19 protein-coding genes are annotated in these 20,210 nt (G+C 61.6%); 11 read left to right on the top strand and 8 right to left on the bottom strand.

The window, feature by feature from the left end; all coding sequences use genetic code 11:
• The first annotated feature begins 71 nt into the window (after positions 1-71).
• Entirely contained in the window at positions 72-2,177 is a 2,106-nt protein-coding gene (locus tag IPK17_RS37480; protein ID WP_343422860.1) for a hypothetical protein, read from the top strand.
• Here the strand turns inward: IPK17_RS37480 and IPK17_RS37475 are convergent.
• Positions 2,174-3,697 carry a sensor histidine kinase gene (locus IPK17_RS37475; protein WP_343422859.1) on the bottom strand — a complete coding sequence of 508 codons (1,524 nt, stop codon included), beginning with the start codon at positions 3,695-3,697 and terminating at the stop codon, positions 2,174-2,176. The two genes, IPK17_RS37480 and IPK17_RS37475, sit on opposite strands and share 4 nt — an antisense overlap.
• A gap of 319 nt (positions 3,698-4,016) precedes the next feature.
• Between IPK17_RS37475 and IPK17_RS37470 the strand changes: the two genes are divergently transcribed.
• The 4 genes from IPK17_RS37470 (at position 4,017) to IPK17_RS37455 (ending at position 9,008) form a co-directional block, all read left to right on the top strand.
• Positions 4,017-6,206 carry a bifunctional rhamnulose-1-phosphate aldolase/short-chain dehydrogenase gene (locus IPK17_RS37470; protein WP_343422858.1) on the top strand — a complete coding sequence of 730 codons (2,190 nt, stop codon included), beginning with the start codon at positions 4,017-4,019 and terminating at the stop codon, positions 6,204-6,206.
• A 97-nt stretch (positions 6,207-6,303) separates the two neighbouring features.
• Positions 6,304-6,999, top strand: coding sequence for a Crp/Fnr family transcriptional regulator (locus tag IPK17_RS37465; protein ID WP_343422857.1), 696 nt, complete (start codon positions 6,304-6,306; stop codon positions 6,997-6,999).
• 200 nt (positions 7,000-7,199) lie between these two features.
• On the top strand, positions 7,200-7,676 hold the full coding sequence (nrfH, locus tag IPK17_RS37460) for a cytochrome c nitrite reductase small subunit (RefSeq protein WP_343422856.1): 477 nt from the start codon (positions 7,200-7,202) through the stop codon (positions 7,674-7,676).
• A 15-nt stretch (positions 7,677-7,691) separates the two neighbouring features.
• Positions 7,692-9,008 (top strand): ammonia-forming cytochrome c nitrite reductase subunit c552, encoded by a 1,317-nt coding sequence (locus tag IPK17_RS37455; protein ID WP_343422855.1) that lies wholly within the window; start codon positions 7,692-7,694, stop codon positions 9,006-9,008.
• A gap of 120 nt (positions 9,009-9,128) precedes the next feature.
• Here the strand turns inward: IPK17_RS37455 and IPK17_RS37450 are convergent, their stop codons facing one another.
• The 3 genes from IPK17_RS37450 to IPK17_RS37440 form a co-directional block, all read right to left on the bottom strand.
• Positions 9,129-9,941, bottom strand: a complete 813-nt coding sequence (locus tag IPK17_RS37450) for a GNAT family N-acetyltransferase (protein ID WP_343422854.1) — start codon at positions 9,939-9,941, stop codon at positions 9,129-9,131.
• Between the two features lie 62 nt (positions 9,942-10,003).
• Entirely contained in the window at positions 10,004-11,431 is a 1,428-nt protein-coding gene (locus tag IPK17_RS37445; protein ID WP_343422853.1) for a sensor histidine kinase, read from the bottom strand.
• Positions 11,428-12,126, bottom strand: coding sequence for a response regulator transcription factor (locus tag IPK17_RS37440; protein ID WP_343422852.1), 699 nt, complete (start codon positions 12,124-12,126; stop codon positions 11,428-11,430). Before IPK17_RS37440 ends, IPK17_RS37445 begins: the two co-directional genes overlap by 4 nt.
• A 178-nt stretch (positions 12,127-12,304) precedes the next feature.
• Here IPK17_RS37440 and IPK17_RS37435 point away from each other — a divergent pair, with 178 nt between their 5' ends.
• The 4 genes from IPK17_RS37435 to IPK17_RS37420 are packed head-to-tail and all read left to right on the top strand — an operon-like array spanning position 12,305 to position 14,831.
• Positions 12,305-13,399, top strand: coding sequence for a dioxygenase family protein (locus tag IPK17_RS37435; RefSeq protein WP_343422851.1), 1,095 nt, complete (start codon positions 12,305-12,307; stop codon positions 13,397-13,399).
• A gap of 36 nt (positions 13,400-13,435) precedes the next feature.
• A complete protein-coding gene (locus IPK17_RS37430; protein WP_343422850.1) occupies positions 13,436-13,870 on the top strand; it encodes a hypothetical protein in 435 nt (144 codons plus the stop codon).
• Positions 13,871-13,873: 3 nt separating this feature from the next.
• A complete protein-coding gene (locus tag IPK17_RS37425; protein ID WP_343422849.1) occupies positions 13,874-14,365 on the top strand; it encodes a DUF4405 domain-containing protein in 492 nt (163 codons plus the stop codon).
• On the top strand, positions 14,355-14,831 hold the full coding sequence (locus IPK17_RS37420; RefSeq protein WP_343422848.1) for a hypothetical protein: 477 nt from the start codon (positions 14,355-14,357) through the stop codon (positions 14,829-14,831). The genes IPK17_RS37425 and IPK17_RS37420 overlap by 11 nt, the downstream gene beginning before the upstream one ends.
• Positions 14,832-14,933: 102 nt before the next feature.
• Here IPK17_RS37420 and IPK17_RS37415 read toward each other — a convergent pair whose 3' ends face one another.
• The 4 genes from IPK17_RS37415 to IPK17_RS37400 all read right to left on the bottom strand — a co-directional run bounded on the left by IPK17_RS37415 (position 14,934) and on the right by IPK17_RS37400 (position 18,500).
• Positions 14,934-15,938, bottom strand: a complete 1,005-nt coding sequence (locus IPK17_RS37415) for an SH3 domain-containing protein (RefSeq protein WP_343422847.1) — start codon at positions 15,936-15,938, stop codon at positions 14,934-14,936.
• 14 nt (positions 15,939-15,952) lie between these two features.
• On the bottom strand, positions 15,953-16,270 hold the full coding sequence (locus tag IPK17_RS37410) for a thrombospondin type 3 repeat-containing protein (RefSeq protein WP_343422846.1): 318 nt from the start codon (positions 16,268-16,270) through the stop codon (positions 15,953-15,955).
• Between the two features lie 249 nt (positions 16,271-16,519).
• Positions 16,520-17,785 (bottom strand): MFS transporter, encoded by a 1,266-nt coding sequence (locus tag IPK17_RS37405; RefSeq protein ID WP_343422845.1) that lies wholly within the window; start codon positions 17,783-17,785, stop codon positions 16,520-16,522.
• Positions 17,769-18,500 carry a phosphatase PAP2 family protein gene (locus IPK17_RS37400; RefSeq protein WP_343422844.1) on the bottom strand — a complete coding sequence of 244 codons (732 nt, stop codon included), beginning with the start codon at positions 18,498-18,500 and terminating at the stop codon, positions 17,769-17,771. Before IPK17_RS37400 ends, IPK17_RS37405 begins: the two co-directional genes overlap by 17 nt.
• 133 nt (positions 18,501-18,633) lie before the next feature.
• Here IPK17_RS37400 and IPK17_RS37395 point away from each other — a divergent pair, with 133 nt between their 5' ends.
• Both IPK17_RS37395 and IPK17_RS37390 read left to right on the top strand, forming a co-directional pair.
• Positions 18,634-19,170 (top strand): hypothetical protein, encoded by a 537-nt coding sequence (locus IPK17_RS37395; RefSeq protein WP_343422843.1) that lies wholly within the window; start codon positions 18,634-18,636, stop codon positions 19,168-19,170.
• Between the two features lie 112 nt (positions 19,171-19,282).
• Positions 19,283-20,143, top strand: a complete 861-nt coding sequence (locus IPK17_RS37390) for an SDR family oxidoreductase (protein WP_343422842.1) — start codon at positions 19,283-19,285, stop codon at positions 20,141-20,143.
• The last annotated feature ends 67 nt before the right edge of the window (positions 20,144-20,210 follow it).

The raw sequence follows: 20,210 nt of genomic DNA, 5'->3' as shown, positions 1-20,210 counted from the left end.
GATCGTGCAGAGCGGCGCAACTGGCGGTACAGTAGGGGGAGTATGCTGCCTGATCAACTGGAAAGACTACCGTGACCTCCCTGCCTGCCCTGCGGCTGCGCCAAAGCCTGTTCGAGCTGATCTTGATCGCCGCCTTCGCGATCTATGGTCTGCGCGCCTACCTCAATTTTGACGCTACGCTGACCATCAGCGGGTGGGAAGCGCAGTGGCTGACCGGGTCGGCGCAGTTCGCCGCCGATAGTCTGCGCGACCGGGGCACCCTGCCGCTCTGGCAGCCCTACTTCAACCACGGCGAACCCACCGTCGACAACACCGTGGCCTTCCTGCTCAACCCGTTTCAAACGCTGCCCAGCCTGATCGTGGGTTACCCGAATGGCCTCAAGATCAGCATCGTGCTGTCCGCGGTGATCGCCGGGTGGGGCGGGTGGTATCTGGCGCGTGTGCTCGGCTTTGGCGTGGCCGCGCGCCTGCTGCTCGGTTTGCTGTTCGCGGTGAAAGGCCCGCAGCATGCTTCGCTGGCGGAGGGTTTCTTTCAACTGGGCATCACACAGAGCTATCTACCGTGGGTGGCCGCGGCGGCGGTGGCGCTGGTCAAGTTTCGTGAGAGCCGCCGCCCGGTGGTGCTGCTGGCTGTGTGGATCACGCTGGTGTTTTTCGGCGGCAACGTCTATTACACGCTGCCCGCGTTGATTATGGCGTTGAGCATCGGCGGCATCTACCTTGTGCAGCGTGATCCGGCGGCGGGGCGGTCGTTCCGCCTTGACCGGGTGATCGCGCGGCGGCTTGGCTTGGCTCTGCTGCTGACTATCGGCTTGGCAGCGGTCACGCTGCTGCCGACGCTGCTCACCTCCGGCTATATTGGTCGCCATCTGGCCGAGCCGGGGTGGGGCGATTACGCCGATCCGCTGCGCGTGCTGGCGCAGTTGTTCACCTCGGAAGAGATCGTCCTCAGTGCGGGGGTGCGTAGTGAAAACTACTACCTCTACACCATGCCCGCGTGGTATGGCTTCGTCGTGTTCATCCTGTTTCCGGTACTGGAGCGCACACTCCCCGGCGAGCGCAAATTGTTCGGCGCGCACTGGCGCGTGTGGGTGGCGGGCGGCTTCCTGCTGATCTTCTTCACCACATGGGGCACGGCGACCAACCCGCTCATCGGTTGGCTGCGCGAGCATACCGCCATCATGGGGCGCTGGCGCGGGGTTAACCGCATGCTGACGCTCACCTCGTTTTGGGCGGCGGTCTTCGCCGCGTTGGCCGTGGATCGCCTGTGGAAGCGCATCGATCCTGAGGCGCAGGCGGCGAGTCTCACGAGCGGCGCAGTCCGCGTTTGGGTGCGCGGACTCCTCGGCGCGGCCATCGGCGCGCTGGTGATCCTGCTCACGTTGGTCGCCGCGTGGGAGACAGTGACCACGCGCGTCCGCGCCGGGTTTGTCGAACCTGAATCGGCAGAGATGAACGCCTGTCTCGACTGGATTCAAGCCAACGATGACGCGCCTTTCATCAGCGTGTGGGCGCTCGATTACAGCAACGCCAGCGCCTTCCTGCGGACGGGCATCCGGCTCAGCAATATCTCCGCCGACTACGATCCGCTTGGTTTGGCGCCGACGCTCTACAATGCCGATCTCAGCGAGGCCGCGCCAGACTGGGCGATTCTGTATTTTGCGAAGGAACGCGAGTTGTTCGGCGGTCGCGGCTGGACGCCGGAGCCCGGAAGTCCACTCATGGACGGTGTGCCGTGTGCATGGCGCAACCCAAACGCGCTCGGCTATGTGTTCACCATCCCCTATGCTGATTTGGTGAGTCACCCGCTGCCCGATCTGCTGGCTGACCGCCGTTTCCCCGCCCTCACCCCACTGACCACACGCATCGACGCCTATACGTGGGTGCCCGGTCGGATCACCATCCCCATTGACAACCCGACCGACGAGCCGCTGGTGCTGGTCGTGCAGGATGTCGCGTGGCCGGGGTGGGTGGTGCGGCTAGATGGTCAGCCTGCGCCGCTGGAGTCGGTCGGGCAGTTGATCGGTGTGGTCGTGCCGCCGCACAGCGCGCCGACGGTCGAATTCGAGTTTACGACGCCGCTGCTCGGCGTGGGGGCGATCATCAGCGGGCTGACGGGGCTGTGCGCGCTGCTCTACCTGCTGCGGGCGGAGCGTTGGTTGAAGCCGCGTGTTTAGCTCGGCGGGGTGTGAATCGGGATGATCAAACTGACTGTCGTCCCCTGCCCGACGATGCTGGTGATGTCGACACGCCCGTGATGCAGTTCGAGGATGCGTTTGACCATCGAGAGGCCGATGCCGCCCGTGCTGCCATCGGCGGTGCGCGCGGTGTTGCCTTTGTACTGCACATCGAACACGCGCTGGAGCGCCGCCGCCGGAATCCCTTCGCCCGTATCGGCAATTTCGATCAGCGCGTGCGTCTCCCGGCAGTGCGTGCGTAGGGTGATCAGCCCGCCGGACGGCGTATAGCGCACCGCGTTATTCAGCACCTGTATCAGCGCGGTTTGCAGCAGTAAATCGCTGACCGGGGCGACCAGCTCACCGGGGAAGACCTCGGTGACGACGCGCACGCCCTTGCGTTCTGCCAGCACCTGATATTCCGCCGCGGCTCGTACGACGATGGGATTGAGCGCTAATGGAGTGAGGACGACGCCCTCCATCTGATTCAGGCGCACCATCTCCGCAAACTGATCGAGCAGCTTGCCGATCTGCCGCACTTCCGTCTGAATGTGCTCAAGGCGTTCCCCGCGCTTTGCCGCATCCTCGATGCGCCCGGCGATGTAAGCGCTCGTGCCAATCGAACTGAGCGGCGTGCGTAAATCGTGCAGCGTATTGGTGACAAATTCATTGAGCAGGCGGTTGCGTTCGCGGTGCAGCGCGAATTCCAGTGCGTCGTGGGCGGCGGCTTGGCGCAGCAGTTCTTCATCATACTGAATCCGCATCGTCACGTTGATCACGAGCACGAACAGCCCAGACGTGAGCATGACGATCACGGCCACGCCCATCGCGGTGTCGACAACGCCGTTACGGGTGAGTTCCGACATCAGCCAACCGAAGGTCAGCGGGGCGATCATCGCCAGCGGAAGCAGTCGCCGCCCGGTGAGGCCGGCGCTGGTCTTCGAGCGCAAGACGGTCAGGAAGGGACTGGGCTGCGAATAAAAGTAGCCCACCACCAGCACCATGAAGGTGAACGCTGAGAGAATGGAAAAGCTTTGAAAGATCGGCAGGCTGTAAAGTGAGGTGACGTTGTAGACCAGCCCCAGCAGCCCGACCCAACTGCTTGCGAGAATGAGCAGCATGCAGGTGGCGTTCACGCGCGAGGCGCGCCCGAGGCCGCGGACGAGCACCGTCCCGAGGAGCAGCATATTCAGCGCGGTGACGACGCTCATGCGGTCGGGATGCAGGTAAGCGGGATGGTTGACGGGAATCAGCAGCGTATCAATGCTCAGGTTGACCCCGAACAGGTTTTCAATGAGCGTCAGCAGGGCAATGCTGCTGATGATGCCGCCCAGCCCCCGCGCCAGCGGCGCCCGGCTGTTGACCGTCGCCCAGTAGGCGATGCCAGCCAGCACAAAACTGGCCGATGCATTCGGCGACAGCGGCGAGAACTGCATGCCCAGCGACCGCAGCAGGGGGATATCCAAGTACCAACCTATAAGCGCGATTCCGCCCAAGAGCGTGGCAGCGAATCCAGCCACAAGGGCGACTCTATGCGAAAACCATAAGGCGGGCACGTGACGCACCTGAACCATACCTCACACCGATTATCTCGATTATCCGGTGTATCGTCAGATCGTGTCAACAGCACATCCCGACGAGCGTTGAGGCGACCAAGGTGGACTCCGTTCTGCGCGTTTGGCCTTCGATCTAGCGTGATAGAAGATTGCCTTTTCTTTCACAAACTTGCGTTTTGCATCGATTGATGCTATTTTCGGGCAATTGTCATCCGAATGCCCATCATCAAAAGAACCTTCTTGTTGGATTCACGCCAATTGCGAGCACTTAGTGAGGATACCCATGCAATTGTATAACCCGGGCGACTATCGCCATGTCAACTATCTGTGGGACGAGGCCCGCGCCAACGCCCTCGATCCTGTCGAGCGTCTCGTCTATCGGTCCAATATTCTGGGCACCGACCAGCGCATCACCAACACGGGCGGCGGCAACACGTCGAGCAAGGTCACGCTGCCCGACCCGCTCACGGGCGAACCCGTCCGCGTGATGTGGGTGAAGGGTTCCGGCGGCGACCTGCGCACCTCCAAGAAGGCGAACTTTGCGTCGCTGTACATGGACAAGCTGATGGCGCTGCAGGGCATCTACGCCGCGGCGGACGTCAAAGGCGTCAAGACGCCGATGGAAGACGCTATGGTCGACATGTACACGCACACCGTGTTCAACCTCAACCCGCGCGCCACTTCCATTGATACGCCGCTGCATGCCTTCATCCCGTTCGATCACGTCGACCACACCCACCCCAACGCGGTGATCGCCATCGCCGCCTGCAGCAACGGTCGCGAACTGGTCAGCGAAATCTGGGGCGACGAAGTCGCGTGGGTCGAATGGCAGCGTCCCGGCTTTGAACTCGGCCTGCTGCTGCAGGAAACGATTCGTCAGAACCCGAACCTCAAGGGCATTATCCTGGGCGGGCACGGTCTGATCAACTGGGCGAACGACGACAAGGAATGCTACGAATTGTCGCTCACGCTGATCGAGAAGGCGGCGCGCTACCTTGAAGCGCATGACAAAGGCGCGGCGACCTTCGGCGGCGCGAAGTACGAACCGCTGGCTGATGCGGAACGCCGCCTGATCGATTTGCTCCCCACGCTGCGTGGGCTGGTGTCGCAGTACAACCGCTTCATCGGCACGGTGCAGAGCGACCCGACGATCCTCGAATTCGTCAACAGCCACGACGCCGCCCGCCTCGCCGAACTCGGTACGAGCTGCCCGGATCACTTCCTGCGCACGAAGATCAAGCCGCTGTACGTCGATTGGAACCCGCAGGTCGAAGACGCCGCCGCGCTGGTCGCCAAGCTGAACGGCGGATTGGCGCAGTATCGCGCCGACTACGCCGCCTATCATGCCGCGTGCAAGCACCCGAATTCGCCCGCCATGCGCGACCCGAACCCGACGGTGATCCTCATCCCCGGCCTCGGCATGATCGCGTGGGGCAAGAACAAGAGCGAAAGCCGCGTCACCGCCGAATTCTACAACTGCGCCGTGGAAGTTATGCGCGGCGCGGAAGCCGTCGGCGAATACGTCGCGCTGCCGCGTCAGGAAGCCTTTGACATCGAATACTGGCTGCTCGAAGAAGCCAAGCTCAAGCGCATGCCGCCGGAAAAGCCGTTTGAACGCAGCGTCGTCATCGTGATCGGCGCGGGCAGCGGCATCGGGCACGCGGTCGCGCACCGGGTCGCCAAAGAAGGCGCGCATGTCGTGTGCGCCGACCTCAACGGCGACGCGGCGCAGGCCACCGCCGACGAACTGCTGAAGATCTACGGCGTCGGCATCGGCGTGGCGGGGACGGGGCTGTCCGGTTCGGGACCGGCCATCGCCTGCGCGGTGAACATCACCAACCGCGAGAGCGTGCGCGCCCTGCTCGACAGCGTCGTGCTGGCCTACGGTGGCATCGACAACATCATCGTCACGGCGGGTGTGTTCGTATCGCCGGATAAGACCGGGCACATCACCGACGACAAGTGGCGCTTCACCTTCGACGTGAATGTGCTCGGCGGTTACATCGTCGCCGACGAAGCGCGCGCCGTGTGGGAAGCGCAGAAGCTGCGCGGCACGCTGGTACTGACGACCAGCGTCAACGCGGCGGTCGCCAAGAAGGGCTCGCTGGCTTACGACACGAGCAAAGCAGCGGCCAATCACCTCGTGCGCGAACTCGCGGTCGAACTCGCGCCGCTGGTGCGCGTCAACGGCCTCGCACCCGCAACGGTGGTCGATGGCAGCACCATGTTCCCGCGCGACCGCGTGATCAGCTCGCTGGTCAAATACAACATCGCGCACAGCGAAGACGAAAGCACCGAAGCGCTGCGCGCCAAGCTGGCGGATTTCTACGCGCAGCGCACGCTGACCAAGCTGCCGATCACCCCGGCGGATCAGGCGGAAGTCGCGTACCTCATCAGCACGGACGCCTTCAGCAAGACGACCGGGCAGGTTTTCAGCGTGGACGGCGGCTTGCTCGAAGCGTTCCTGCGGTAGTGACATCCAGTTGAGTTTTCGCGGCGCATCGTCACTAGGACGCTGCGCCGCGATCTTCTATAGTGGGCGTCAGTCCTAGACCATCGGAGCGTCCACCTTGATTCGCAGCGGTATTCCGGCTCAACTGCCCCAAATTTCCGCCTTTCAACATCTGGACAGCACGATCCTCAGCGCCATGCTGAGCGTTGCACGCACCCTCACGCTCAAGGCGGGTGAAGTACTGCTGTATCAGGGTGACTACATCCATTCGTTTTACATCTTACAGTCGGGTGGGATGCGCCTCCTCCAGTATACGGAAGACGGACAATGCGTCGCCCTCAAGGTGTACGGGGTCGGCGATGTCTTTGGGCTGCTGGCGATCTCCGGTAGTTATCCCCATCCCACACAGATCGAAGCCATTCAGGAAAGTACGCTCATCGGCATTGACGGGCAGGACGCCCGCGCGTTGATGCTCGATTACCCGGAGTTGGCGCTTACGATCATCGACCTCCTCACCGCGCATGTCCACGAAGGGCATGACCGCGTCCGGCATATGGCGACCAAACGGGTCGACCGCCGCCTCGCCCTGACACTGCTTAAAATGTGCGAGAAATTCGGCAAACCGCTGGATGGCAATCTCTTGATCGATGTGCCGCTCACGCAGCGGGATCTCGCCGAGTTCAGTGGGACAACGGTCGAAACGATTAATCGCACGCTGACACAGTGGGAAAAACAGGGTTGGCTGATCTGCTCCCATAAGCGGCTGGAAATCTGCGATCTAGCCGCGCTGCAGGTAGTCGCTGAGCTTTCCTAACCTCCACATTCACACCTTCGCACTCTATCTGCGTTACCCCGGCTGATCGACGCCTGCCTTGGATTTTCCTGAGCCTTCGGGCGAGGGGATTCGGGCAGGTGGGAAACTCCCCGCAAACTTGATCTGGATCAATTTTCTACTTCTCACCTCGTGCTAATGTAAGCGTAGAACCGCTGTCACGGCTAGAGGGAGGTAATGCTATGCGGCGACTCGGCAGCGCTCGTTCACTGCTGCTCGGCGGCTTGTTGATGATAGTACTCGGGGTGCTGGTCGGGCTGGGCAGCTTCACGTTTGTGTATGCCCGCGGCACGTCGTATCTTTCCAACGACCCCGAGACGTGCGTCAACTGCCACATCATGCGCGACGAATACGAAGCCTGGCAAACATCCAGCCATCGAAACTTCGCGACGTGCAACGACTGCCACACCCCGCACGATCCGGTCGGGAAATGGGTGGTCAAGGGGATCAACGGTTTCAACCATAGTTTGGCGTTCACGACCGGAAACTATCCGGAAGTGATCCAGATCACGGACTTCAACGCGGATATCGCGCAAGAGAACTGCATTCACTGCCACGCCACGCTGATCAGCAACGTGTACGGCATGCATGCGGATCAAGAGCGGCGCTGTGTTGAATGCCACGGCAATCCCGGTCATCAGAATCGCAACACGCAATAAAGAGGAAAACTGCTCATGAAGAGATCACGTCAAGCCTTACTCTACGCCTTCGTGTTCATCGGGGCGGTCCTGCTCACCGTCGGCGTGGCCGCGCTGCTGTTGAACATCAACGAACGGCAAAACGAAGCGCGGCAGTCACCGCTGCGCATCGTCGAAATCGGCGCGGATGAACTTGATCCGGCGGTGTGGGGGCAAAACTTCCCCGTGCAGTATGAGATGTTCCAGCGCACGGCGGAAAACTACGGGCGCACGACCTTTGGTGGTTCGGAACCGTTCAGCCACCTCGAAGCCAATCCGAATCTGCTGCGCCTGTATGCGGGCTACGCCTTTTCGATTGAATACAACGAGGAACGCGGCCACGCCTACGCGCTGATCGACCAGCGTGAATCGGAGCGCGTGCTCCAGCGCCAGCAGCCCGGCGCGTGCGCCAACTGCCACTCCGCTGAAGCCCCTCTGCTGATCGCCGAAATGGGCTGGGAAGAATTCAATCACACGCCCTACAACGACCTGAGCGCGAACCTGCACACCGGCAGCTCGTGCCACGACTGCCATGACCCGGAAACGATGGAACTCACGATCACCCGTCCGGCCTTCATCAACGCGATGGCGGCCCGTGGTATTGATGTTGCGGAAGCCACACAGCAGGAAATGCGTACCTACGTGTGCGCGCAGTGCCACGTCGAATATTATTTCGCGGGCGAAGACAAGGTGCTCACCTTCCCGTGGGCGAACGGCCTCTCCATCGACAACATCGAAACCTATTATCAGGAAGTCGGCCACATCGACTGGACGAACCCGGAAACCGGGTCGCCGCTGCTCAAGATGCAGCATCCGGAATTCGAAATGTACAGCTCCGGCATTCACTCCCGCGCGGGTGTCGCGTGCGCCGACTGCCACATGCCCTATACCCGCGTCGGCAGCGTCAAGTACAGCGATCACTGGCTGCGCAGCCCACTGACCAACGTCAGCGCGGCCTGCCAAACGTGCCACAACGTCGACGAGGACGAACTGATCTCGCGGGTGGTCGCTATCCAGACGACGACCGCGGGGCTGGTGGATGATACCGAAGTCGCGATCCTCGCCGCGATGGATGCCATCAGCGCGGCCATGGCGGGTGGCGCGACCGACGAGCAGCTCCTCGACGCGCGGACTCTGCACCGCGGCGCGCAGATGCGCTGGGACTTCGTCTCGTCGGAGAACAGCACGGGCTTCCACAGCCCGCAGGAAGCAGCGCGCATCCTCGCCGAAGCGATTGACCTCGCGCGGCAGGCCCAGATCAGCGCTCTGTCCATTGAGCTCGCCGAGACGGTCAGCGTCACGGGCGGGTCGTAATTTAACCTCACCCTAGCCCTCTCCCACGGGAGAGGGAATAGAATGGCGTCTGTAGGGACGAGGCATGCCTCGTCCTTTTTTATCGGCGTTACCCGAAACCCTCTGTGCTGGGAGGGGAGGCTATTCTCCCCCCCAGAACAACACGTCATAGTCGCTGACCTTCTCAAAGCCCGCTTTCTCGGCGACGCGCCATGACGGCACGTTGCGCGTCCACGCGTCCCAATGCGTGCGTAAACCCAACTGCGCCGCGTGCTGCGCGAACTGGCGCGCGGTCGCGGTGGCGAAGCCGCGTCCCTGATGTGATTCGCGCGTTGCAATGCCCACGCCAATCTGACCCGGGCTGGCGTACTCGGCGGTGCAGCGGCACACGATGCCGTCCGCATCGCTGTACAGCACCCAGCCGAAGCCCCGCTCAAAAAAGCGGTCGCGCGTCGGCCAGCACAGCTCGATTTCTTCGATCAGGTCGGCGACCCCGGGCTCATCGGCAGCCGTCAGCAGTTCGCGGGTGATGGGACGCAAGCTGTAACCGGGCGGGAGTTCCGGCACAGGCGGAATCAGCGCCGGGTTGAGGCGATAGCACACGCGCGGATACTTCGATAATTCCAGTGGGTGAAAGGCGGCGCGCAGTGGCTCTTCCCAGTTTGGCGACGCCAGCGTGAGTTTGAACCCACCGAGCTGTTCGCGCTCCAGCGTCGGTAAATACGTGTCGGCGATGAAACCGCGCAGCCAGTCATTGAATGCTGGATTGCTGGCATCACCACCTGCATACAGGCAGTGGGTGGTATCCCAGATAAAGGCGCTGCGTGGGGCATCCAAATCATCGACCCAGATGCGCGCGGGGCTGTTGCCCGCTTGCATGGCGTCGACGACAAAAGTGAGGTGAGAGACGGCGAACAACGAGGTCAAAGACGAGTGAGCGTGAATCTGATGCATGCACTTTCCAGTTCGAGTGTGCCGGTCCCCCTAATACCCTCTCTAAAATCCGTTTTGACCCATTATAACCCGTTTGTTTGACCTTTCCACCACACCGTGACGGCTGTACCCCGGTCTTTACCCGCGCTCTCGATGCGGATCGTCGCGCCGTAGGCATCGATGATCGATTTGACGATGGCGAGGCCGAGTCCCGACCCCGGAATCTCGCGTGATCGCGCTTTGTCGACGCGGTAGAAGCGTTCGAACAGCTTGGGGATCTGCTCCGGTTCGACGCCGCGCCCGGTGTCGCTGATTATGCTGCAAATGCCGCCATCCTCCGTGCGCGCCGTCCACGTGACCACGCCGCCTTCGGGCGTGTACTTGATCGCGTTGTCGAGCAGGTTGCGGAACACCACCGTCAGGTGATTGAGGCTGGCGCGTACGGGCGGTAATCCCGCTGGCACGTTGACGACCAAACCGATGCGTTTGGCGTCGGCGTGCGGCTGAATGCGCCGCTGCAAGCTGGCCGCCAGCAGCGCGAAGTCAATCGCGTCGCTGCCGAGTTCGGCGCGTCCGGCGTCGAAGCGCGCCAGCACGGTCAAGTCTTCGATCAGCGTGCCCATGCGCTGGGCTTCGTCGTCAATCTCGGAGATGTACTGCTTGAGTGTGCCCGCATCCACGCCCTCTTCATAGCGCAGCGCCTCCGAGCGCAGGCGAATGGTCGTCAGCGGCGTGCGCAGTTCGTGCGAGGTGTTGGCGGCGAAAGCCCGCTGTTCTTCCAGCATGCTTTCGACCTGATGCGCCATCTCATTGAAGGCGTGCGCCACCTCGCCGATCTCGTCGTCGCGGGTGTACTCGACCCGGCTGGAGAAATCGCCCGCCGCCAGTTGGTGCGCCGACTGCTTGAGCGCGGTCAGCGGGCGGATGATCGAGCGGGCGAGCAGCACGGAGGCGATCACCGCAGCGACGAGCACTGCGCCGAACAGCAGCCACAGCAGCGCCCAACGCTCGAAGATCACGGTCTGCAGATTGGCGAGCGGCACGCTCAACTGCACGAGCACAGGCGGCTGTGAATTGATGCCAGCGGCGGTATACAGCGCGGGATTGCCCTGCTCATTGTTCCGCTCCACGACAATCGTGTCGCCGCGCAGAGCCGTTTCCATTTCCGGCGCGTCCCGGAATGAGCGACGCGGTCCCCCGCCCCACTGCCACCGCCGTGGACTGCCACCATCCATATCCAGCGTATACAGGGTGATCTCACCATGGGTGCGACCTTCATATTCCGCGATCAAAGCGGCCTGTTCGTCGTCGGTCAGCCTATCGTCCTGCCGTAGTTCGGAGCGGATGCCCTGCGCGATCAACTGGATTTCGTTCTGCAGGCGGTACTCGAAGTCAGCGCGTGCTGCCGACGAAATCTGCGCCCCGGCGATCACCATCAGCACGATGAACCCGGCGCACAACACGCCCACCGATCCGAATAACAGCCGCGCGCGAATGCTCGTCAATTTCATGTGGGTTTGCCGGTCACGAGGCGATAGCCGACGCCGCGCACGGTCTGGATGAGGCGCGGGTCACTCGGGTCGTCTTCCAGCTTTTCGCGTAACCAGCGGATATGGACGTCGAGCGTGCGCATATCGCCGAGCCAGTCTGTGCCCCACACCTTATCGAAAATCTCCGCCCGCGTGACCACATCGCCCGCTTTGAGCAGCAGCAGCGACAGCAGCTCGAATTCTTTGAAGCGCAGCGCGACTTCTTTGCCGCTTTTGAAGATCTGGCGGCGGTTCAGATCGATCATGATGTCCGCGAATTCGATCTGTTCGTTCTGCGCAGTGCGCGCCGTGTCGAATTCGACGCGCCGCAGCAGCGCCTTGATGCGCGCCATGAGTTCGCGCGTGCTGAACGGCTTGCTCAGGTAGTCGTCCGCGCCGAGTTCGAGGCCGAGCACACGGTCGATCTCTTCGCTCAGGGCGGTGAGCATCAAAATCGGCACGACGCTCTTCTGGCGGATGCCTTTGCACACATCCCAGCCGTTCATTTCCGGCAGCATGATGTCCAGAATCACGAGGTCAGGTTGAGCGGTCAGCGCCATTTCAAGACCCGCCGCGCCGTTGGTCGCCGTGAGCACGGTGTAGTTTTGCAGTTTGAGCGCCCGGGCAATTGGCTCGGCGATCAGGCGGTCATCTTCGATGAGGAGGACAGTCGGCATGGCAAGTTATCCTTCGGTATAGCTTCAGTATCCCATCAGAAACGCGCAGCGGTGGGCAAATTTAAGGTCGATTTAAGGTAATTTGATGCTTCGATAAAGCATTTCTGGCCAGCCTGTTTTAGAGTAAAGGTGTTGCAATTGTGCCACAACCGATGATCAGAGGAGTAATGGGAGTTCCATGAAACAGTCAATGGTGCGGATGATGTCCGCTTGTGTGCTGGCGGCGCTGGCCGTTAGCGCGGTGAGCGCGCAGGAAATGACGACGGCGATCATACCAGTGTACAGTGATCCGGTCGAAGCAGCGGGCACGGTGCTCGTGCTCACCGGGCATGTGCTCGATGCGAACGGGGCTCCGGTCGAAGGCGCACGTGTCGAAATCTGGCAGACGGATGATAACAGCGTGTACGCTCACCCCAACGTCGATGCGACCAACATCGACGCGAATTTCCAGCACTTCGGCGCGTATGTGACCGACGCGGACGGCTTCTACACGTTTCGCACCGTCGTGCCGAAAGAAGAGGGCATCGGGCGACCGCTGCACATTCATGTCAAGGTGTTTGTGGATGATGCCGAAGTGCTGACCACGCAGTTCTATTTTGCGGGCGATGACAGCGCCGCGAGCGATCAGTGGTTCGCGCAGGCGGGTGCTGACGCCGTTTTAATGATCCTCGAACCCGCCGAAGTCACGGACACCAATGGCCTGACCTTTCAACTGGCCGCGAAAGACATCATCGTCAGCCTCGGCGCAGCGGGCACATTGACCCTCACGCCGGAACAGACCGAAGGTCCGTATTACCCGGTCGCGACCGTCGCGGACTTCGACAACGACCTGACCGTGGTCAGTGAACAAGCGAACCCCGCGAATGCAGCGGTGAGCACGGAAGCGGAAGCCGTGGTCGCGTTTACGCTGCTCAACCTGAATACGGCGTCGGGGGATGATTTCTCCGCGACGATCCCGAATTTCCCGAACCGCATGGTGCGCGAATTCCTTGAATACCGCCCGTATGTGAGCATTCAGCAGTTCCGCCGCGAGATCAGCAAGTACGTCGGCGATACGCAGACCGCCGAATGGGAACAGTATGTGTACGTCCCGATTGACGTCAACAACGCCGACGCCGCCACGCTCATGCAGATTCCCGGCGTGGACGAAGCGGCGGCGAACGCTCTGATCGCGACGCGGCCGTTTGCTTCGAATGATGCGTTCCTCGCAGCGTTGGGCGGCACATTGTCGGCGGCGCAGGTGCAGTACGCTGCGAACTACCTGAGCCAATAATCATGGATCACACACTGGGCAGAGGGAACGCATAACATGAGCGCGGAAATCATTGTCGAACGGCTGCGGCGGCTGCTGCTCGGGCTGGCAGCGTTCATGGTGGTGGGAACGTTGGGCGAACTGCTCGTCATCGAACACTTTCAGGCAACCGAGCAGTACATCCCGATTGTCATGTGTGTGATCGCGTTGCTGGCGTTGGGGGCGGCGATTGTCCGCCCCCAACGCTGGACGTTACAGGCTATGCGCCTCGTCATGCTCGGTATGGGGCTGGTCAGCCTGTTGGGGCTGTACTATCACGTGACGGGTAACTTTGCCTTTGAGCTGGAAATTCGCCCGAATGCCACCATCGGCGAGGTGTTTCTCGACGCGTTAGGCGGCGCGAACCCGCTGCTTGCGCCGGGCATTTTGGGCATCGCTGCCGTCTTGGCGCTTGCCTCAACCTATTATCATCCCGCCTTGACAGCGAAGTAGTTCATGAAAATCAACAAGACCAAGGTCAACTTCTTCCTCGACATCCTGTTCGTGGTCGGCTTCGTCGTCGATCTCGAATTTCGTTTCACCGGGCTGCGCCTGCACGAGCTGATCGGGCTGGCGTTCACGCTCATTTTCGCGCTGCACCTTCTCCTGCACTGGGACTGGATTTGGGGCGTCACCAAGACGCTCTTCCGCAACCTCCTGCAGGAGTCGCGCCTCAATTACCTGCTCAACTGGCTGCTGTTCATCGATGCGCTCGTGCTCGTCGTCAGCGGCTTGATCATCTCGCGCACGCTCGGTCTGAATTTGCAGGGCGTCGGGCGGAATTTGCCGTGGCAGCAGTGGCACATCCTGTCCGCCGAACTCAGCCTCGTGATCATCGCGGCACATATCGGCATGCATTGGAAGTGGATCGCGACGTTCGGCAAGAAGTATCTGCTCACGCTGCCGAAGTTCGGCGCGCCCCGACGGGAGGAAGCGCATGGCGCGTAGATCGAACCGCCGCACGTGGATCATCAAGATCGCGTTCATCGCGCTGGTCGTCATAAGTGGTGTTGCGCTCGCGCAGACCGGCGATCTGCGCAACCCGTTCGCCGTGTTCGCAGGGTTGACGGGCAATCAGTTTGGTGGGTTTGGGCGCGAACGGTTTGAACGCGAGGAACGACCCGAAGGCTTCAACCCGCCCACGGGTGACGCGGCGCAGGGTAGCACGGGCGGTATTGCCGCACCGGAAGGTTTTCGCCGGGGCGAACGTCCGGAAGGCTTTGGCCGCGAAGGCCGCGGCATTGACGACGCGATCACGCTCAACTGGAACGCGTTTGACGGCGTGCTGTTCGACTTCTGGTTCATCGCGGCAGCGGCGGCGGTCATCATGGTGATCGGGCCGCTGGTCGGCAAGCTGATCAAACGCCTGCGCCCGCCGCGCCGCCCCAATCGACCGCAAACAGCGGTGGTGTAGCCTAACCTCACCCCCAACCCCTCTCCGAGCGGAGAGGGGCGAAAGCGAAACAGATTTCGTAGGGACGCAATTCATTGCGTCCGTTGCATCAGACCTCACTCATTACACCGCGGGCAGCAGCAGCACATCCAGTCCGATCAGGATGCCGACCGCGCCCTCTGCGCCGGGCGTTACGATGACCACGCCGCACTGCGGATGATCCGGGTCGGGCGGGTCGGTCAGAAGCGCACTCAGCGACCGGAAATGGAAATCCTGCATAACGTCTTCACCGGGGATGACGCTGCCGTCGCCCATTTGTGCGCGCGAGGCGGCCTCGCGAACCTTCTGCACGGCGGGCAGCAGCAAGCCGATCAAAATGCCCTGTGTACCGTCCCCGGCGCTGATCAAATCCAGGCCGCGCGCCAGTTGATCCGGTGTACACAGCGGGCTTTCGCTCGGCGGATCAGCTTCATTGACCGCCGGGAGGAGCAAGCCGTAATCCATGCACAGCCCGCCGCCAACTTCCAGACACGTCTCTCCATCGGCTTGGCGGTGTGCGCCGATCAGAATCTTTTGGTCAGTCGGGATCACCGAGCCATCGCCGTTCAGGAAGTTGATGATTAAGTGGCTGCCGTCGAACACACGCACGTGACCACCGGGAGTCGGCGCAGGCTGGGGCGGCTGCGGGTGCGGGGTGAGCGTGATATCGGGCTGCGGGAATACCTCGAAATCCTCCCAGTCGATGATCACCACGTCGAATTCGTCGAACAGGTCGCCGAAGTTCCAGCCGTCGCCGTCTTCGTCGATGATTTCCGGCGGGATGATGCTGGGGTCGAACTTCACATCGATGGACTGGCCATTGTCCGACGCATCCACATGAATGACCTGCGGCAGATACACACACTGGCCGTTGGTGATCACAACTTCGCCGGATACCCACCCATAACCACCCGGCGAGGGCGCGCCATCAAACCATACCTGATTATTCTCGTCGTAGTCGCGCAGCCAGGGTTCCCACTGGGAGCCGGGGGTAAGCTGACCGAGGATGTTCGCGCTGGTCGTCGGTTGTTCGCGCACGTTGACATTACCAGTCGCCGTCAACGGCACGCCGACCATGCACACATCCATCGAGTCCCACACCATCACGACCTGCGGCGCTGGGTCGGCGCGATGTCAATCGGTTGAATGCCCGTTGGGCAGCCATTGCTGAAGCCCGTCCCCGCTTGATCCGGGCAGGCATCGACGAAATCCTGCACACCATCGGAGTCGCGATCCTGCGGTGGGACACTGGTGGTGGGCAGCGGACAGCCACCATTGGTGCGCGGCCCGGCCTGCGCCGGACAGCGATCCTGTCCATTGGGTAAGCCGTCACCGTCGTTATCCTGCGCCGAAGCCGTTCCGGCAAACGCCAATAAAGCGATCAATACCAGCATGAGCACAACACTGCGTCGGCGGTTCATGATGTTCCCCTCTAGGCCGATCGATAGTCATTGTCCTTATTGTCTGGCAAAGGATGTTCGACGGCGTCCAGCGAAAGTCGGAGACAAACACCAAACTTTTGCTTGATTTTCGGGGGATGACAGTTACCTCACCCTGCTTGCTGCGCAAGCCGTCCCTCTCCGTGGGGAGAGGGACACGCCTCGACATGCCCATGCCCCTCGCCCAATGGAGAGGGGCAGTTGAGCGGAGCGAAACGGGGTGAGGTTGGCTTACGCCCGTTGTTCCCGTTCTTCCGGCGGCTTGATCGCCTTCATGTTGCGGTAGAGCAAAAAATCATAGACCAGTTTTAGCCCACCCGCGAGGAAGAAGGGCGCGCTCAACCAGATCCCGCCGAGGTTGAACAAAGCGCCGGTCAACCCCGGCGAGAAGGATGCGCCGACCGAGCGCGCGATACTGGTGACGCCGTTCGCCGCCGATCGTTCGCTCGGGTCAACCACGGCGACCGTATACGATTGGCGGGTGGGCACGTCCATCTGCGAGATGCTGAAGCGGACGAGCAGGACCAGCACCGCCAGCGGCAGCGTCGGCATGAGCGGCACGAGGATCAGCAGTAGATTCGAAGGGGCGTGCGTGAACACCATCGTGTTGATCAGCCCGTAGCGCGCGGCCACCCGCGCCGCCGCCAGCGCCGATAAGCCCGCGAACAGATTTGCGCCGAGGAAGATCGAGCCAATGACCGCTGTATCTACCCCGAAGCGGCGGTTGAACCACAGCGCGACCAGACTCTGCACGATGAACCCACCCGCGAACGCGTCGAGCATGAACAACAGCGACAGCCGAAATACGATCTGGCGTGACTTGTGCAGCCCGAACAGGCTGCTGAGCGTCGGCGCGGGTTTGACCTCCGCGACTTCGACGGCGGGTGACATACGCCCGAAGATCAGCAGCAGTGCGCCGCCGAGCAGCGCATAGCCGATAATCACCGCGCGGTAACTTTCCAAGGGGGTCGAGCCGCTGGCTTGCAGTCCCTGCGCCAGCGATCCGCCGACCAGTGAACCGAGCCCGGTCATCAGTGAACCGACGAGGCTGTACCACGCGAACACCTGCGTCCGCTGCTTGTCGGTGGTGGTTTGCGGGAGCGCCGCTTGCTCAATGGCGAGGAACGGGCCGACTTCATTGCCGCTCGGGCTCATTACGCCGATGATAGCCGTGATTGTCAGCAGGGCGACGTTGTCGGTCAGCGCGAAGACGAGACCCGCGAAGATCATTAAGCCTGCGCCGATCATCAACATACGCCGCCGCCCAACCCGATCTGCAATGATGGTGATCGGCAGTGAAATGAGCGCGTCGCCGAGGAGCGTGAGGCTCAACACGAGGCCGATCTGGGGATCACTGAGGCCGACTTCGGCCAGATACAAGCCGAGTACGACGGCGAGGAAACCATATGCGAAGAGCCGCACCATCCGCGTGGCGAACAACAGCCAACCATCACGCGAAAGGGTGGTCAAAGCCTGAATTTCAGGGAGCTTCAGCAAGGCCAGTCTGCTCCTGTGCGGCAGGATCACCCGCCCGTTTCCGGCGTTGGATCGTGTTCAGCGCGGTGAGGCAGACGGCCAACCACACGCCGCCCGCCGCGAATCCGGCGACCACATCGGAGAGATAATGGACGCCCAGCGTCATGCGGCTGATGCCGACCAGCAGAATCAGCATCAGCGCTGCGAACACGAGGATAATCCGGCCAATGGAAGTCCGCAAGAGCGACCACGCGAAGTAGGTCAGCAGACCAAAGCCGATCAGCGACATCATGGCGTGCCCGCTCGGAAAGCTGAAGTTGCGCTCGATCACGAACGGGTCGGCGAAGACTGGGCGCGCGCGGGCGAAGATCAGCTTGAGCACATTGTTGAGCAGCGTCCCGCCAATCAGCGCGGCGATCCAGATCGCCAGATGCAGCCACTGCCGGCGCAGCAGAAAGTAGAGGCCCAGCCCGCCCCCCATGATCCACAACCCCTCCATGCCGATCCAGCTCACAAGACGGTAGAACTGAATGGAGCTCGGCGTGGCCTGCGCGTGCAGTTCATTGGCGACTTCCGTGTCAATGCGCACCAGCAGTTCCTGTTCGCGCACCTCATCGGCGATGGCGGCGAACACGCCGAGGCACGCCAGACTGATAAGCAGGCCGATCAGCAGTTGGATGCCTAAGTGTTCCACCAGCGGCAGCCGGTAGAGCAGGGATCGGATGCATTCGAACATAAATCACTCCTATACAGCCGCATGCCTTCACTCTAGCAGATTCCGCCGTGGCTTACGTTACAACTCGATGAATAGCGCCGATTAGCAGACGCGCTAGAATCAGGTCAGCCTTCGCCTAGCCTTGAGGACAACCATGAACACGACTCCTACCCGTCCGTTTTACCGTTGGGACATCGAGATTCTGCCTGTGCCCACGCTGCTCGGTTCACTGGCGATCTTCGCCATCCTGTTCCTCATCCTGTCGAGCGTGCTCAACTTCACCGTCGACATGGTGCTGATCGGCGCGCTGCTCGGCACCGTGCTGCATTGGTCACTGGAGATGATCCACCACCTCGGTCACGCCTACCTGGCGCAGCGCACGGGCTACCCGATGCTCGGCGTCCGGATCGGTATGCTGGGCATCCTCGCGATGTCGCTGTACCCGAAGACCGAACCGAAGCTGCCTGCCAGCGTGCATATTCGCCGCGCGCTCGGCGGCCCGATAGCCAGCGGCATCTGCGCTGTGATCTTTCTGGTGCTGGTGTTGGCCACCGCCCACCTCAACGATGTGCTCGCGTGGTTGTTTCGGCTCGGCCTGTTCGAAAGTCTGCTGATGTCGGTCGGCGCACTGGCTCCGATCCCCGGCATCGATGGCGGGACGATCCTCCACTACTGGCGCAAACGGTCGTAAGCGCGAGCCGCGTCGCTCGAGCAGCCAAGGCCGCCCAATTCGGGAGTACAATCAAAGATGTAGTACGTACTAGGGCTTGGGGAAACGGTTCATGCGAAAGGACTAGTTCAATATGATTCTGGTCGTCGGCTCAACCGGTTTGCTCGGCGGCGCGATCACGCGCCGGTTGCTCGCAACAGCCCAGCCTGTGCGCATTTTGCAGCGGGATAATCCGGCAGCACAGACTTGGATTGATCAGGGCGCAGAGGCCGTCAAAGGTGATCTGCGCAACCGGGAATCGTTGGATGCGGCGTGTGCCGGGGTGGATGTCGTCATCACCACGGCGATTGCCCGCTTTTTTGATGGCGGCGACTTCCAGTCGGTCGATCTGCAGGGGACGAAAAACCTGATCGATGCGGCCAAAGCCGCTGGCGCCAAACAGTTCATCTATACCTCGGCGTACGGGTCAACGAAGGACGCGCCCGCCGAACTGATGCGCGTCAAAGCGGAAGTCGAAGAGTATCTCAAAGCCAGCGGCGTTCCGTATACGATTTTGCAGCCCGCCGTCTTCATGGAAGTGTGGATCGGCGCGGTTGTGGGCATTCCCCTGCAAGCCGGTCAGGCTGTCACGCTCGTCGGGCATGGCAATCACCATCACCACTTCATCGCCGTGGACAACATCGCCGAGATTGCCGTCAAGGCCATCGGCAACCCCAAAGCGATCAACCAGATGATCCCGATTGGCTCCACGCGCGCCTCGTGGACGGAGATTGTGCAGATGGTCGCGCACGCCACGAAGCGCCAAATCCCGGTGCAGTATGTACCCATCGGGACGCCGCTGCCCCTGCTGCCTGACATTTTCAACGCGCTGATGTGGGGCATGGAGACCTATGAGAGCTCCATCGACATGAAGCATTGGCGCCAAGTCTTCAACGTGAAGCTCGACAGCATCGAAGATTTTGCGCGACGAACGTTCGTCGCGCATCCTGCGTAAAGCCGTACATTTCTCAGCCTCACGAACGGATCTTTGCCCCTCTCCAGTGGGAGAGGGGCGGTTGAGC

This window comes from Candidatus Flexifilum breve, assembly GCF_016713355.1.
The sequence above is the reverse complement of the archived record's forward strand: the minus strand, read 5'-3'. Positions and strand labels throughout refer to the sequence as shown.

Bases quoted from the DNA above. Each gene is read 5' to 3' on its own strand.
- IPK17_RS37470 (WP_343422858.1), top strand. From the start codon at position 4,017: ATGCAATTGTATAACCCGGGCGACTATCGCCATGTCAACTATCTGTGG.
- nrfH (WP_343422856.1), top strand. From the start codon at position 7,200: ATGCGGCGACTCGGCAGCGCTCGTTCACTGCTGCTCGGCGGCTTGTTG.
- IPK17_RS37455 (WP_343422855.1), top strand. From the start codon at position 7,692: ATGAAGAGATCACGTCAAGCCTTACTCTACGCCTTCGTGTTCATCGGG.
- IPK17_RS37450 (WP_343422854.1), bottom strand. From the start codon at position 9,941: ATGCATCAGATTCACGCTCACTCGTCTTTGACCTCGTTGTTCGCCGTC.
- IPK17_RS37445 (WP_343422853.1), bottom strand. From the start codon at position 11,431: ATGAAATTGACGAGCATTCGCGCGCGGCTGTTATTCGGATCGGTGGGC.
- IPK17_RS37440 (WP_343422852.1), bottom strand. From the start codon at position 12,126: ATGCCGACTGTCCTCCTCATCGAAGATGACCGCCTGATCGCCGAGCCA.
- IPK17_RS37435 (WP_343422851.1), top strand. From the start codon at position 12,305: ATGAAACAGTCAATGGTGCGGATGATGTCCGCTTGTGTGCTGGCGGCG.
- IPK17_RS37430 (WP_343422850.1), top strand. From the start codon at position 13,436: ATGAGCGCGGAAATCATTGTCGAACGGCTGCGGCGGCTGCTGCTCGGG.
- IPK17_RS37425 (WP_343422849.1), top strand. From the start codon at position 13,874: ATGAAAATCAACAAGACCAAGGTCAACTTCTTCCTCGACATCCTGTTC.
- IPK17_RS37420 (WP_343422848.1), top strand. From the start codon at position 14,355: ATGGCGCGTAGATCGAACCGCCGCACGTGGATCATCAAGATCGCGTTC.
- IPK17_RS37415 (WP_343422847.1), bottom strand. From the start codon at position 15,938: ATGGATGTGTGCATGGTCGGCGTGCCGTTGACGGCGACTGGTAATGTC.
- IPK17_RS37410 (WP_343422846.1), bottom strand. From the start codon at position 16,270: ATGAACCGCCGACGCAGTGTTGTGCTCATGCTGGTATTGATCGCTTTA.
- IPK17_RS37400 (WP_343422844.1), bottom strand. From the start codon at position 18,500: ATGTTCGAATGCATCCGATCCCTGCTCTACCGGCTGCCGCTGGTGGAA.
- IPK17_RS37395 (WP_343422843.1), top strand. From the start codon at position 18,634: ATGAACACGACTCCTACCCGTCCGTTTTACCGTTGGGACATCGAGATT.
- IPK17_RS37390 (WP_343422842.1), top strand. From the start codon at position 19,283: ATGATTCTGGTCGTCGGCTCAACCGGTTTGCTCGGCGGCGCGATCACG.